At 59.5% G+C, this 13,642-nt stretch carries 11 protein-coding genes and 2 pseudogenes; 7 read left to right on the forward strand and 6 right to left on the reverse strand.

All coding sequences use genetic code 11. From position 1 onward, the window contains the following. Positions 1–1,277 (forward strand): annotated as a pseudogene (locus tag ACK1VC_RS08875) (T6SS effector BTH_I2691 family protein); the annotation flags it as partial. Continuing rightward, complete coding sequence (locus ACK1VC_RS08880) at positions 1,274–2,089, forward strand: DUF6708 domain-containing protein (RefSeq protein ID WP_317985293.1); 816 nt, start codon at positions 1,274–1,276, stop codon at positions 2,087–2,089. The pseudogene ACK1VC_RS08875 and the gene ACK1VC_RS08880, both read left to right, overlap by 4 nt. Positions 2,090–2,283: 194 nt before the next feature. On the opposite strand, the gene ACK1VC_RS08885 is transcribed toward ACK1VC_RS08880, so the two are convergent. Together ACK1VC_RS08885 and ACK1VC_RS08890 are read right to left on the reverse strand one after the other, a co-directional pair. Beyond that, positions 2,284–3,675, reverse strand: coding sequence for an amino acid permease (locus ACK1VC_RS08885; RefSeq protein WP_096426245.1), 1,392 nt, complete (start codon positions 3,673–3,675; stop codon positions 2,284–2,286). 80 nt (positions 3,676–3,755) lie between these two features. Next, entirely contained in the window at positions 3,756–4,580 is an 825-nt protein-coding gene (locus ACK1VC_RS08890) for a phytanoyl-CoA dioxygenase family protein (protein ID WP_060517248.1), read from the reverse strand. Positions 4,581–4,718: 138 nt separating this feature from the next. On the opposite strand from ACK1VC_RS08890, the pseudogene ACK1VC_RS08895 reads away from it, so the two are divergent. Then, positions 4,719–4,901, forward strand: a pseudogene (locus ACK1VC_RS08895) (helix-turn-helix domain-containing protein); the annotation flags it as partial. 48 nt (positions 4,902–4,949) lie between these two features. Next, positions 4,950–5,642 carry a LysR substrate-binding domain-containing protein gene (locus tag ACK1VC_RS08900; RefSeq protein WP_236059110.1) on the forward strand — a complete coding sequence of 231 codons (693 nt, stop codon included), beginning with the start codon at positions 4,950–4,952 and terminating at the stop codon, positions 5,640–5,642. On the opposite strand, the gene glsB is transcribed toward ACK1VC_RS08900, so the two are convergent. After that, on the reverse strand, positions 5,643–6,551 hold the full coding sequence (gene glsB, locus ACK1VC_RS08905; RefSeq protein ID WP_016487718.1) for a glutaminase B: 909 nt from the start codon (positions 6,549–6,551) through the stop codon (positions 5,643–5,645). 267 nt (positions 6,552–6,818) lie between these two features. Continuing rightward, a complete protein-coding gene (locus ACK1VC_RS08910) occupies positions 6,819–7,688 on the reverse strand; it encodes a DMT family transporter (RefSeq protein WP_016487720.1) in 870 nt (289 codons plus the stop codon). A 121-nt stretch (positions 7,689–7,809) separates the two neighbouring features. On the opposite strand from ACK1VC_RS08910, the gene ACK1VC_RS08915 reads away from it, so the two are divergent. Continuing rightward, entirely contained in the window at positions 7,810–9,192 is a 1,383-nt protein-coding gene (locus ACK1VC_RS08915) for an aminotransferase-like domain-containing protein (protein ID WP_016487721.1), read from the forward strand. Here ACK1VC_RS08915 and ACK1VC_RS08920 read toward each other — a convergent pair. Further along, entirely contained in the window at positions 9,189–9,389 is a 201-nt protein-coding gene (locus ACK1VC_RS08920) for a DUF1737 domain-containing protein (RefSeq protein ID WP_102690192.1), read from the reverse strand. The two genes, ACK1VC_RS08915 and ACK1VC_RS08920, sit on opposite strands and share 4 nt — an antisense overlap. Positions 9,390–9,732: 343 nt before the next feature. On the opposite strand from ACK1VC_RS08920, the gene ACK1VC_RS08925 reads away from it, so the two are divergent. Then, positions 9,733–11,082 carry an MFS transporter gene (locus ACK1VC_RS08925; protein WP_060517242.1) on the forward strand — a complete coding sequence of 450 codons (1,350 nt, stop codon included), beginning with the start codon at positions 9,733–9,735 and terminating at the stop codon, positions 11,080–11,082. A gap of 21 nt (positions 11,083–11,103) precedes the next feature. Next, entirely contained in the window at positions 11,104–12,366 is a 1,263-nt protein-coding gene (locus ACK1VC_RS08930) for a gallate dioxygenase (protein ID WP_016487724.1), read from the forward strand. 43 nt (positions 12,367–12,409) lie between these two features. Here the strand turns inward: ACK1VC_RS08930 and ACK1VC_RS08935 are convergent, their stop codons facing one another. Further along, positions 12,410–13,603: a LysR family transcriptional regulator gene (locus ACK1VC_RS08935; protein WP_191086738.1), complete on the reverse strand. Its 1,194-nt coding sequence runs from the start codon at positions 13,601–13,603 to the stop codon at positions 12,410–12,412. Positions 13,604–13,642: the final 39 nt, after the last annotated feature.

The raw sequence follows: 13,642 nt of genomic DNA on the forward strand, positions 1-13,642 counted from the left end.
TGGTGGAGGTCTCGGTCGCGGCGGGGACGCTCGAGTCGAATGCGCGAAAGGTGTTGCAGGGCATGCGTATTACTTCGCAGCAGGCGGCGCAGTTGGTGCGAACCGCGTTTCGCGGCTTGCGGGGTGTGGCGGGAAGCTGGGAAGTACTGCTGGCGATTGGAGGGCTGTACTTGCAATCCGACAGCCTCGCCAGAAATCAGGAAAAAGCGGAAGTGGAGATTGGGTCCAAGGCGCATGAGGCCAAACTGGCGTTGCAGGGTTCGCTATTGGGGATATTGGGCGGGCAGATTGAGTTGATCGGACTCATAACGCGGTCCGGCGCCGGCAACATACATAGGCCATGGGCTAAGGGAGCTGCTGTCACTGGACAGGCAATAATAAAAATCGGTGCTGTACTGAGCACAGTCGCAGGGGTCTTTGACACGGCACAAGCGATTCTGGCAAGACAACGCACTTTGGCCACTGGCGACAGTACAGCTGCACGGCAATATAGAATTGCAGTTTCAGCGTACGGCTTGGGCACAGTGGCGTTTGCGTTTGCAGTTTTCAGGCCTTTAGTATTTGGACCGTTGGGGCTAGCAGTCACATTAACGCTAGTCGCCTACGAGTTTAGCAAGCGAGCAGAAAACAACGAATCAACTGCTCTCGAACGCTGGGCGCGTCGTTGCTATTTTGGGCTTGCTAATGAAACACCTTCCATACACTGGAATGCTCCGGAATTTTCAGACATAGCATTCGCTGAGCTCAATGCTGCGACGTTGGGTGTGCAGGCAAGGCTAAATTTTGAGTCAAGTATGGCTACGGATCCTACACTCCCAAGAATAGGAGGGTTGGTCAGCTTGAACACGGTGCAACAGCTCAAGTTTCTCGTTGCATTACCCAAGTTCAATAAAGCGAAATCCGCATATCGCTGGAAATTGATAGCACATCGTGTCGGTGATGGAGCGTTTCCAGATTATGTTGGCGGAGAAAGTATTGCTTCGGGTGATTACTTTTCGCACCCAATAAGGCCACTTTCCCCGTCATCCTCTTTTTCTAAGTTTACACCCCCGCGACATCCAGACTATGTGAGTGATTTTTCCACTGATGAATATCAAAGACCTTATCCCGGTGAAGATGGCGGTGTTTTTCAGCTTGAGATTTCAGGAGTTGTGCCGCTAGCACCTACGATTGGGAGCCACAGCTTAAGCGCCGCCACCCTGCTGGTTATGTATTGGCCTGACCGCAATTTGCCGGACGCCTATATTGAAGTTTGTTCTCGAGGAATGAATGAATGACATTTAAGCCCAAGGTGTTATGGGAGCGCGCGATAGGTTGGAGCCATGACCTGCCTCCAACGGGAGAGGCACCAGACAGCCACTATTGGGCAGAGACTGTAAACCCCTCACCCAACTATTTTAATGACGTATATCTAGAACTGCCGAGAAAAACAGTAAGTTTGCGAGGGTTTTCAGCGCTCGTCGGCATTCCTGGCTTGTGCTTTTGCGCCGGAATAATACTTTTATTATACTGGGATTTATTTGTCTACGGCTGGACGCGCGACTGGTTAACTAATGTATTGATAGTGCTCGGTCCACCAGCAGCTCTTTGGGCCCTTATCCCTTACATAAAGGAGGATCTTGTCTTGCCCAGAGATGAACCCATTCGCTTCAATCGCCTGCGTCGAAAAATCTACATCTACGAATACCGCTTCGACCGCGTCTTCATCTTCAGCCGCAAGCGCTGGGGTGTCCAACCCGTCGCCTACAACTGGGACGACGTCACCGCCGAGGTCTACCGAATCTACGCCCCTGGCCATGGTGGCCTGATCGAAAACGTCATGCTGTCAGTCCGTAATCCTGAGACTGACGAAGTCATAGATCGTGTCTTCTTCACTCATACCCTGAATGAGGGCGAGGCGTACTGGGCCATCGCCCGGCTCTTCATGCAACAAGGCCCTGAAGCCCTGCCCAAGTTCGTGCACCCACCCCGCGACTGGAACGATGACGATGGCCTGAGCCACATGCATTGCTTGGCCCCGAAAGTCCAGTGGCCAACGGAAATCGACCTTGAGTCTCGCACTGCGCCAGCAACGGATGAGGTCTCCTGAAAGCCACCGCTCTCGGTGCTGGCGATTCGGCCAAGATCATGCCTGCAGGACGAGACAGCGCGCTGGATGGCACCGGCTTTGCCGGTGTTCGCGGGTGAACCCGCTCCCACAGGTACAGCACATGACGTGGATATTTCTGCAAGAGCAGCTGCCCAGACAACACCTCGCCATGCGGACGCGAACGCTTCAATGCTTCAAGCACTCGCTGACACTGGTCGCGGTGTACGCAAGCCCCACAGCCAGTAGCCCAAAGACAGAAGGACCAACCAGCCAACCCCGACATACAGGGCTGTGCGGCTGGCCGGGAACCAACCGAGCACGCCAAAGATGAACACCATGAACGCAATCGCGCACGCTGGCCCTACCGGCCACAGCGGCACCCGATAATCCAGTGCCGCAGCCTCCTCCTTGCTCATGCCCCGCCGCATGGCCACTTGCGACAGCAGGATCATCAACCAGACCCAGACAATAGAGAAAGTGACAACCGCGGCAAGCACCAGAAACAAGCCTTCTGGTACCAGGTAATTCAATACCACGCCCAACAGCAGAGCGACGCCCATCACCGCAACCGTCATCCACGGCACACCGAAACGCGACAATGATGCGAAGCCGGCAGGGGCTTGGCCGTTTTGAGCCATGCCGTACATCATTCGCCCGGCGCTGAAGATGTCGCTATTGATGGCTGATACCGCAGCGGAAATTACAACGATGTTCAACACAGTTGCCGCTGAGCTTATGCCAAGGCCACTGAATATCTGAACGAATGGGCTACCGTGGCTGCCAATGCCGGTCCAGGGGTAAATGGCCATGAGCACGAACAGGGTCAGGATATAGAACAGCAGAATACGCAGAGGCACCGAGTTGATCGCCTTCGGCAGCACGCGCTTCGGGTCCTTTGCCTCGCCTGCAGTGATGCCGATCATTTCCACCCCGCCAAAAGCGAACATCACAACGGTGAACGAAGCAATCATCCCACCGATGCCATTAGGGAAGAACCCGCCGTGGCTCCACAGGTTCGAGATGCCGGCAACGGTGCCTGCCCCGTCGTTCAGCTGGATGCCCAACAGCAGCACGGCCCCGCCTGCCACAATCATGGCAACGATAGCGGTCACCTTGAGCAACGACAGCCAGAACTCCATCTCGCCGAACACTTTCACGCTACACAGGTTCAGCGCCCCGATGAAGAGCACTATTCCAAGCACCCAGATCCAGGCGGGTGCCTCGGGGAACCACAGCCCCATGTAGACGCCAAACGCCGTCACGTCTGCCAGGCACACCACCAACATGGAGAACGCGTAGCTCCAACCAGTCAGAAAGCCAAAATAGCGGCCCAGGTATTGGCTGGCATAGTGGCCGAACGAGCCTGACACCGGGTTATGAACTGCCATTTCGCCAAGGGCGCGCATCATCATGTAAATGGCTGCACCCCCTATCAAATAGGCGAGCAACACTGATGGCCCTGCCAGTTTTATTGCCGATGCCGAGCCATAGAACAGCCCCGTACCGATAGCAGAACCTAATGCCATGAAGCGAATATGCCGGGTAGAGAGACCCCGCTTCAGCTGTTGTGAAGATTGAGCGCTCATAGATACCTTCTTGATCTTATTATCAGGTCCGCACAGCGCAGATGCTGTGCGTTTTAATCAGGCACGCATTTATTCAATCATCAAGCTCTTGGCCACAGCACCGGGAACAACTCATGGTTCATTTGGGCACCGCTGGCCAATTGTGTTTCGAGCCCGGGAAACTGGGGTGAAGTTTTCCACTGGCGCGGTGCGTGAGTGATGTCGTCGCCCAGGAAACGCACCGAGAAGGCACGGCGCCGGCGGTTGCCCCCGACACCTCCAGAAGCGTGCAAGGTCAGCATGTGGAAGAACACCGCGTCGCCTGGGGAGAGTTCCCAGCCAAGGATATGCCAGGCACTGCGATCGGCCTCGATATCCGGCAAGTCAGCAAGGCTCCCCTCCGGGAACCATTGCGCCTGGCTGTCGAGGAAGCTGCGTGGCATCAGCCACGGTCCGAGGTGCGAGCCCGCTACAAATTCAAGGGTGGACTCCCTGGCGACGGGATCGATAGGCATCCACATGCTGCAGTTCTGGCGCCCATCGATGTTGTAGTACGGCTGGTCCTGGTGCCAAGGCGTGCGCTGGCGCGTGTTCGGCTCTTTGACCAGCAGGTGATCGTGATAAAGCCGGGCAGTCTCGCTGTTCATGAGTTGAGCAGCAACGCTACCCACCCGGCTTTCGAAGATGAACTGGCGATAGGCTGCGATATCGCCCCAGTTGCAAAAGTCCTCGAAGAACCAACCCGGGTCGTCGGGGCGGCTCGCCACTTTGGCGCGCTCGCTTGGGGTTTTCAGGTTCTGTTCGATACCCGTTTCGAGCAGTGCAACTTCTTCCGGCGTGAACAGATTACGTACGCAGACAGCACCCTCACGCTGGAAAGCTTCGATGGTTTCTTCGCTGAGTTGAAATTCGGCGGACTGTTTCATAAAGCACCCTTTGGTCTTTTTATTGGGCAACAGCACCACTGCCAGATGTTAAGCGGACTCTGCAAGGTGCACGGCGAGTATTGCTTTTCGGCACCAATAGGAAAAGAATATATTTCCTAATCCTGAGTATAGGAAAAGATGATAGGGTTCTCATTCAGGCAACTCGAATATTTCGTCGCCGTGGCCGAACACGGCAGCATCAGCGCTGCGGCGAGAGCCCGCCACGTTTCACAGCCCTCGGTGTCAGTTGCCATTGCCCAACTTGAAGAGGCACTGAATGAGCGGCTTTTCCGCCGCCAGGTCAGCCGTGGCCTGGAGCTGACGTCAGCGGGCACGCGATTGCTCGCACAGGCCCGCGATATCATTGGCATGGCCATCGCCATGAATCAGAACGCCGATTCGGCGCAAGGCTTGCTGCGCGGCAATCTGTCGCTTATCTGCTTTCAAGACTTAGGCCCTTACTTCGCACCCCGGCTGCTATCGAGCTTTCGCAAGCAGTACCCCGGTGTCGAGGTAACGCTGTTCGAAACGGACCTGGCAGGCGTGCACCGCCACCTGAGCGCCGGTAAAGCAGAGCTTGCGCTTACTTACGACATAGGCCTTGATCACTCGCTGCCGCGCCAGGTACTGGCTGAGTTGAAACCGTACGCGCTCATCGCTACGGACCATCGCCTGGCCCACCTGGCAGCGATACCGCTGCATGAACTGGCCCAGGAATGCCTTATTCTTGAGGACATCGCGCAAACGCGTGAGTATTTCCTTTCACTGTTTTGGGCGCACAACCTGCAACCGCGCACTCAGCAATACACCCAGACCTTCGAGATGCAACGCGGCCTGGTCGCGCATGGCTACGGGGTTGCCTTGTCATGCACCCGCCCCGCCGGGGACCACTGTTATGACGGTACACCGCTGCTGTGCCGGCCATTACTGGAAGAGGTGTCACCCCAAAAAGTGGTGCTGGCCCAGTCAGGCGCCATGCACCCGTCGCCGGTCGCGGAGGCGTTCAAGGGTTGGGTGACTCAGGAGATAGCAGGCTCCGTTACCGGCGAGCCCGCCCCCTGATCAAAACACCGACCACCCGATCCGTGAACTCAGCAACTCCAGCGCCGCCATGCCCGCGAGGGAGTTGCCCGCAGCATTCAACCCGGGGGACCAAACGCATACGGTAAATTGCCCCGGCACGATTGCCACAATGCCGCCACCCACGCCACTCTTGCCTGGCAACCCCACTCGATAGGCGAAATTACCGGCTTCGTCATACAGCCCGCTGGTGGCCATGATCGAGTTCACCTGCTGGGCCTGGCGCCGGGTGAGGATTTGCTCTTCGCTGTGCTTGCAGAACCCGTCGTTGGCCAGGAAGCAGAATGCCCGGGCCAGGTCCAGGCAGTTCATTTGCAGCGCGCAGTAACTGAAGTAACTGCGCAGCACCGGCTCGACCTCGTTATGGAAGTTACCAAAAGACTGCATCAGGTAAGCCATGGCAGCGTTGCGCGCACGGAACTGATATTCCGAATCGGCGACACGGGCATCGATTGAAATGTGAGGGTTGCCCGAAAGCCGTCGAACAAAATCACGCATCGACAACGTGGGTGCTGCGAAGCGTGACTGGTTGATATCGCAGATCACCAACGCCCCCGCATTGATAAACGGGTTGCGCGGGCGCCCGCGCTCGAACTCCAGCTGCACCAGCGAGTTGAACGGCTGGCCTGAAGGCTCATGGCCAAGCCGCTCCCAAATGGCTTCACCTGAGTGGCCTATTGCCTGGACCAGGCTGAACACCTTGGAAATACTCTGGACCGAAAAAGGCACCCTTGCGTCGCCTGCGCAGTAATGGCTGCCATCGTTGCTATAGACCGCGATGCCCAACTGCTGCGCCGGTACGTCGGCCAGCGCAGGGATGTAATCAGCCACTTTGCCCTTGCCGATCAAGTGGCGTACTTCTTCAAGAATCTCGTTCAACAGCGTTTGCATGAAAGGCCCTGGCTCAATCCCCTTCAGAGGTAGGTAAGGGGTCGCATGCTTGACGAAGACTGAGCGGCTTAGATCACACATTCGGCAAGCACATGCCGACGACCGCGATGCCAAAGGCCACAGCGACTACTACCACCTGGGCCTGTGCACCGGCGCCCAACGCGATGCCCTGCGCCTGAGCGCAGACTGTGGCTACACCCGGCACAAGCTGGGCATCAAACGGTATGGTCGCGGTCTTTGTACTGAGGTATTACGAAGACGCTTCATCTACCGGGCGTATTTCTTGGCCCCGGCAACACAGACGACAGCGCCGAGCGTCACCACAAGCATCATCCAGCTGACGTGTTCATGCAGCAGCAATGCAGCCAGGCCAAGCCCCATGAACGGCTGGAAGAGTTGCAGTTGGCCCACTGCCGCAATGCCACCCTGGACGAGCCCTCGGTACCAGAACACAAAGCCGATCAGCATGCTGAACAGTGAAACGTAGCCGAAGCTGAACCATGCTGGGGCGCTTACCTTGGCGAAGGCATCTAGCGCTGGGAAATTGGCGATTGTCAGCAGCAGCATGAATGGCAATGCCACAATCAATGCCCAACTGATCACCTGCCACCCCCCCAGTGTTCTCGACAGCCGCGCCCCTTCCGCATAACCCAACCCACACACAACCACCGCCGCCATCATCAGCAGATCGCCCACCGCCGACGCCTCTCCCCCATTCATCAACGCGTAGCCAACGACCAGCCCGGCACCTGCGATCGAGAACAACCAGAAACCTGGCCGAGGTCGCTCACCGCCCCGTAAAACGGCAAACCCTGCCGTGCAGAGCGGCAGGAGCCCGACAAAAACAATGGAATGAGCAGAGGTGACGTGCTGCAGCGCCAGTGCAGTCAGTAGCGGGAAACCGATGACAACGCCGAGCGCTGTTATAGCCAATGACGACAAATCTGCACGTTCAGGTCTCGGCTGCCGAAGCACGAGCAGAAAAAGCGCCCCCAACAGGGCGGCAATGGTTGCCCTGGCACAGGTCAGAAACGTGGGTTCGAAGGCCCCCACTGCCACACGGGTTGCCGGCAACGAGCCCGCAAAGATTGCAACGCCTATAAAGCCGTTGATCCACCCGCTTGTTGATTTTTCCATCGGTAACCCCTCGATAAACGAGGGTTGAGTACATCACTGACAGGCTCACCAGGGCCACGTACAATCCAATACAGTTAAACCGAACTGTTATGCATGTTAATCCAGCACAGTTGAGGGTGCGATGAAACGTAACGGCACGCGTATTCAAACTGTCATGGGTCAGATCCAGTCCAGGATCGCCGCTCGCACCTACACGCCAGGTGCGAGAATCCCCTCGGTCCGCGCCATGGCCCAGACCATGCAGGTATCGGTATCCACCGTGCTTGAAGCCTATGAGCGATTGATGGCACAGGGTGTACTCAGCTCCCGTCCTGGTTCAGGCTTTTACGTAGCCGGGCCAGTGGCGCCATTGGCACTGACCGACCTTGGCCCCAAGCTTGATCGGGAGGTAGACCCGCTGTGGATCTCGCGCCAGGCCCTTGAAACCTCCAGCGATGCATTGAAGCCAGGGTGCGGGTGGCTACCTCCCTCCTGGATGTACGAAGCTGGCATGCGAAAAGCCCTTCGAACGGTTGCCCGCTCTGATACTGCGAAGTTGACTGAGTACGCTTCTCCCCTTGGGCATCCGCCCCTCAGGCAATTCTTGTCGCGACGACTGGCAGCCGCCGGGATCGAAGCCCCTCTGGAACAGATCATGCTCACGGAGTCGGGCACTCACGCCATTGACCTGGTGTGCCGTTTTCTGCTGGAACCGGGCGACACTGTGCTGGTGGACGACCCCTGTTATTTCAACTTTCACGCATTATTGAAAGCGCACAGGGTGAAGATTGTTGGCGTCCCCTACACAGCCACGGGCCCGGACATCGATGCGTTCGGCGCCGCCCTGCTCGCGCACGCGCCCCGGCTGTACATAACAAATTCCGGCATCCACAACCCCAGCGGAGCCACCCTGTCGCCGGTCACCGCGCACAGGCTGCTAAAACTGGCCGATACCTCTAGCCTCGTGATTGTCGAGGACGACATCTTCGGGGATTTCGAGACCAATCCCGCGCCACGGCTGTCTGCCTTCGATGGCCTCTCTCGTGTCATCCAGATAGGCAGCTTTTCCAAGACCATCTCCGCTTCGGTTCGATGCGGCTACATTGCTGCGCGTGGTGAATGGATCGAGAGCCTGGTCGACCTCAAGATTGCGACTACATTCGGAGGAGGACGGTTGGCCGCGGACATCATCCATCACGCTATTACCGATAGCGGCTACCGAAAACACATGGAGAGTGTCCGCCTTCGGTTGGCCGAGGCAATGGACAAGACAGTAGCGAGGCTTCAGGCCATTGGTATCAAACCCTGGATAATTCCCAAGGCAGGCCTGTACGTCTGGTGCCAACTGCCTCAAGGCAAGGATGCAGCAACCCTGGCCAGAACCTGTCTGAATGACGGGGTAGTGCTAGCGCCCGGAAATGCTTTTAGCCAGTCCATGACTGCGGGTGATTTTCTCCGCTTTAACGTTGCTCAATCGGGTGATGCCAGAATCTACGACGTGTTGAAACGGGCCCTGAGTGGTTAGTCGCCGGCCCCATTCCGTGCCCCAGGCCAGATAACAGCCTGCGCCACGATCACATTTTTGCCATTGAACGTGAGTGCAGGCGAGCCCTGAAGTTGATACCCCAGCTTCAAGGCATCACTGACCCTATGGCAGAAGGAAGCGTCATCGGGGCCAGTCAGCACTCGGTAAATCGGCAGCCCATCCGGTGGTTGAGTCATCTGTTCGGTCCATGCAGAAGTGGTGTGTTTTTCAAGAGTACTGCCAACTGCCAGGCCACCGCTACGCGCCAGTTCACTTCCAACCTGTCCAGACCTTTACAGGCTAGGACGCGGCTAAAGATGCAGACAATAAAGCTAACGTACGCCTTAACGCTACCACGCCCGCGATAAAAAAATTAGATATCTCATTAAAGAAATCCCGCAGGCGCTGGCTGGGCCATGGGATTAGAGTCGCCCTCACGCCGTAGTCCGGCGGGGTGATTGCTGCTGGGCCGTAGCGCTCTGGAAGCCCTACCGCAACCCGGCGCAATTCACACCAATACAAGAACAAAGGTGACCACGCATGCCCAAGCCGCCTGTCGATGCCCCTATCGATGTCAAAGACTGGATCGATAACCGCCCCCTTGCTGCCTACCAGTGGCTGATCCTGTCGCTGTGCTTCCTGATCGTGCTGTTCGATGGCTTCGATGTCGCCGTCATGGGGTTTATCGCGCCTTCGCTGATGCAGGACTGGGGCCTGTCCCGCGCCGCCTTTGGCCCGGTGATGAGTGCCGGCATGGTCGGCCTTGCCATCGGCGCACTGACCGCCGGCCCGTACGCCGACCGGTTGGGCCGCAAGAAAGTGCTGCTGGTTGCGGTCAGCGGTTTCAGCCTGTTGAGCCTGGCCTGCGCCTTCGCCCGCAACCCGTATGAGCTGGCCGTGCTGCGGCTGCTGACCGGCATTGCCCTGGGTGCGGCCATGCCCAACTGCACTACCCTGCTCGCCGAATACCTGCCCACACGCAACCGCTCGCTGATGATCACCATCATGTTCACCGGCTTCAACATGGGCTCGGGCCTGGGCGGTTTTTTGTCCGCCTGGCTGATCCCTCATCACGGCTGGAAATCGGTACTGCTGGCCGGCGGCCTGCTGCCACTGGCCTTGCTGCCCTTGCTGTGGTGGCTGCTGCCAGAGTCCGCCCGCTTCCTTGCTGCACGCCAGGCACCGGCCAGCCAGATCGCGGCAGCCTTGGCCAAACTCGGCGGCCGCTTCGCTGCCGGCACCCGCTTTATCGTCAGTGAGCCAACCACGCAGCACAAGGCGCCGGCCCGGCAGCTGTTCAGCGAGCGCTACCGGTTTGGCACCCTGGCCCTGTGGCTGACCTACTTCATGGGCCTGCTGGTGATCTACCTGACCATGGGCTGGTTGCCGACCCTGCTGCGTGATGGCGGGCTGTCCATCGAGCGCGCCGCCACCATCACCGGCCTGTTCCAGATCGGCGGTGCAGTGGGCGCAATCGTGGTCGGCTGGATCATGGACCGACACAACCCCAACCGGGCCATCGCCATCGCCTACGCCTTGGGCGGCCTTTGCATCGTCTCACTGGGCGCCCTGAGCCTGGAGTCGAGCCTGCTGGTGGTGGGCGTGGCGGCTGCCGGGTTCTGCATGAGCGGCGCGCAGACCGGCCTTAACGCCTTCGCCCCTGGCTACTACCCGACCGAGTTCCGCGCCACAGGTGTAAGCTGGATGCTCGGTATCGGGCGCTTCGGGGCCATTTTCGGCTCCCTCATCGGTGGTGCCGTGCTCAGCCTGGGGCTGGGCCTGCCGCTGCTGTTCACCCTCCTCGGCCTGCCGGCATTCGCCGCCGCCCTGGCGATCCTGGCCAACGGCCACGCCCGGCTGCGCGCGACACCCGCAGTAACCGCGCCGTAACCTGTAAAAGAGGACCTTCACATGGCTCGTATCATTGGTGGCCTGGCCGTCTCCCATACCCCAACCATCGGCTTCGCAGTCGACCACGACAAACAGGAAGAAGCCGCCTGGGCGCCGATCTTCGAAAGCTTCGAGCCGATTCGCACGTGGTTGCAGCAGCGCCAGCCGGACGTACTCTTCTACATCTTCAACGACCACGTCACCTCGTTCTTCTTTGATCATTACAGTGCCTTCACCCTGGGTGTAGACGAGCAATACGGCGTGGCCGATGAAGGGGGCAACCCACGGGACCTGCCGCCAGTAGGCGGCCATGCGGCGCTATCACGGCACATCGGCCAGAGCCTGATGGCCGATGAGTTCGACATGAGCTTTTTCCGCGACAAGCCGCTGGACCACGGCTTCTTCTCGCCCATGTCGGCGCTACTGCCCTGTGATGAAAGCTGGCCCGTACAGATCGTGCCGCTGCAGGTCGGCGTACTCCAACTGCCGATACCCACGGCGCGGCGCTGCTACAAACTGGGCCAGGCGCTGCGCCGCGCCATCGAGAGCTACCCCGAGGACCTCAAGGTGGCGATCGTCGCCACCGGCGGGGTGTCGCACCAGGTGCATGGCGAGCGTTGCGGCTTCAACAACCCGGAGTGGGACGCGCAGTTCCTTGACCTGCTGGTAAATGACCCGCAGCGCCTTACCGAGATGACGCTGGCCGAGTACGCCACGCTCGGGGGCATGGAAGGCGCCGAGGTGATCACCTGGCTGATCATGCGCGGCGCGTTGTCTGCCAATGTTGAGCGCAAGCACCAAAGCTACTACCTGCCGTCGATGACCGGCATCGCCACCCTGCTGCTGGAAAACCGCGACCAGGCGCTGCCGGCGCCGGTCAACGAACGCCACCGCCAGCACATGCAGCATCAGCTGGCTGGGGCGCAGCAGCTTGAAGGCACCTATCCCTACACCCTGGAGCGCAGTGCCAAAGGCTACCGCCTGAACAAGTTCTTGCATCGCATGATCGAGCCGCACTGGCGCCAGCGCTTCCTCAGCGAGCCCGAAGCGCTGTACAGCGAGGCAGGCCTGAGCGAAGAAGAAAGCGACTTGCTGCGCCGCCGCGACTGGCGTGGGCTGATCCACTACGGGGTGATCTTCTTCGTGCTGGAGAAGCTGGGCGCCGTGCTGGGTGTGTCCAACCTGGATATTTACGCCGCCATGCGCGGGCAGAGCATCGAAGACTTCATGAAAACCCGTAACCAGCAGGTTCGCTACTCGGTGGCCGGCAAAGCGCCCAACTGACTAATGCAGCCCGCTGAGCCTGCTACAAGGCACCCTCCTGGGCTTACGCCTGCTCAGTGATGACCTGGCGGATACAAGCCATCAGCGCAACCGCCGCCGGCGATTGCAGGCAGCCGCTGCGCTGAATCAGGCCGATGGCGCGGGCGGTACCGGGCAGGGCCAGCGGCAGGCGTTGCAGTTCGCCGCTGGCAATCTCGTAGGCCAGCTGGTGCGCAGACACCGCTGCCAGCATCTCCGAACGCACCAACAGGCCACGGATAACCGCCAGATCAGCGCTTTCCACCACCGGCCACGGCGCTGCCAGGCCGGCGGCGGCAAAGCAGTTGTCCAGCAGTTGGCGCGCAGGCGAGCCGGCCCGCGGCAACACCCAGCGCGCCTGGTGCACGCCATGGAGCGTCAGGTGGGTGTGCAACAGCGGATGCCCCCGACGGGCCAGCAGCACCATTTCCTCGTTGATGAGCGGCTCGCCCACCAGGTCGCTGGCATAGTTGTAAGGCCGCAAGGCGCCCAGCACAAAATCCACATCCCCTACCCGCAGCTCGGTTGCCAGCAGGTCGAACGGGCTTTCGTTGGTCACCACCCGAACCTGGGGATGCTGGGCAGTGAAGCGTAAAATGGCATCCGGCAGAATGCGCGAGCGGCCCAATGGTAACGCGCCCACGTGCACCACCCCACGCAGGGTGCCTTGCATCGCGCTGAGGTCACTGTCCAACAGGCGCAACTCGTTCAGCGCCCGGCGTATGGGGAACAGAATGTCCCGGCTGGCCACAGTGGGCTGCAGGCCGCGCGACGTACGCACGAACAAGGGCTGCCCGCACCCGCCTTCGAGCACCTTCAAAGCAGCACTGACGGCCGGCTGGCTAAGGCCGAAGTGCCGCGCCACGGTTTGCATGTGCCGTGTTTCACACAGTTTCACGAACACCTGCAGGCGCCGCGCCTGAAACAGGTAGAGGGGCTCGCCCTGCGCGGTGCCCAGCAAACTCGGCACGCCGTCCAGTTCCGCCAACACCCGCTGTGCACGCGGCAGCAGGCACTCGCCGTAGTCGGTCAGGCGCATGCCATTGGCATGGCGCTCGAACAGGGGCACGGCAAAGCGCGCCTCCAGCTCGGCAATGGCGCGGGTGACCACGGACTGAGCACGGAACAACACCTCCGTCGCCCGCGAAACGCTGCCCAGCTCGGCTACCCGGATGAACGCGCGTACTTGCATCAGGTTGGGCAGTTCGACGTCGATCATGAAGGTTCCCCGGCGCTCGGCTCGTGACTGCGGCGACTA

Source organism: Pseudomonas sp. XP2, assembly GCF_053557975.1.

Coding starts and splice junctions, on each gene's coding strand:
- ACK1VC_RS08890 (WP_060517248.1), bottom strand. CDS start 4,580: ATGAAACAGTCCGCCGAATTTCAACTCAGCGAAGAAACCATCGAAGCT.
- ACK1VC_RS08925 (WP_060517242.1), top strand. CDS start 9,733: ATGCCCAAGCCGCCTGTCGATGCCCCTATCGATGTCAAAGACTGGATC.
- ACK1VC_RS08910 (WP_016487720.1), bottom strand. CDS start 7,688: ATGGAAAAATCAACAAGCGGGTGGATCAACGGCTTTATAGGCGTTGCA.
- ACK1VC_RS08885 (WP_096426245.1), bottom strand. CDS start 3,675: ATGAGCGCTCAATCTTCACAACAGCTGAAGCGGGGTCTCTCTACCCGG.
- glsB (WP_016487718.1), bottom strand. CDS start 6,551: ATGCAAACGCTGTTGAACGAGATTCTTGAAGAAGTACGCCACTTGATC.
- ACK1VC_RS08930 (WP_016487724.1), top strand. CDS start 11,104: ATGGCTCGTATCATTGGTGGCCTGGCCGTCTCCCATACCCCAACCATC.
- ACK1VC_RS08900 (WP_236059110.1), top strand. CDS start 4,950: ATGGCCATCGCCATGAATCAGAACGCCGATTCGGCGCAAGGCTTGCTG.
- ACK1VC_RS08935 (WP_191086738.1), bottom strand. CDS start 13,603: ATGATCGACGTCGAACTGCCCAACCTGATGCAAGTACGCGCGTTCATC.
- ACK1VC_RS08880 (WP_317985293.1), top strand. CDS start 1,274: ATGACATTTAAGCCCAAGGTGTTATGGGAGCGCGCGATAGGTTGGAGC.
- ACK1VC_RS08920 (WP_102690192.1), bottom strand. CDS start 9,389: ATGACTCAACCACCGGATGGGCTGCCGATTTACCGAGTGCTGACTGGC.
- ACK1VC_RS08915 (WP_016487721.1), top strand. CDS start 7,810: ATGAAACGTAACGGCACGCGTATTCAAACTGTCATGGGTCAGATCCAG.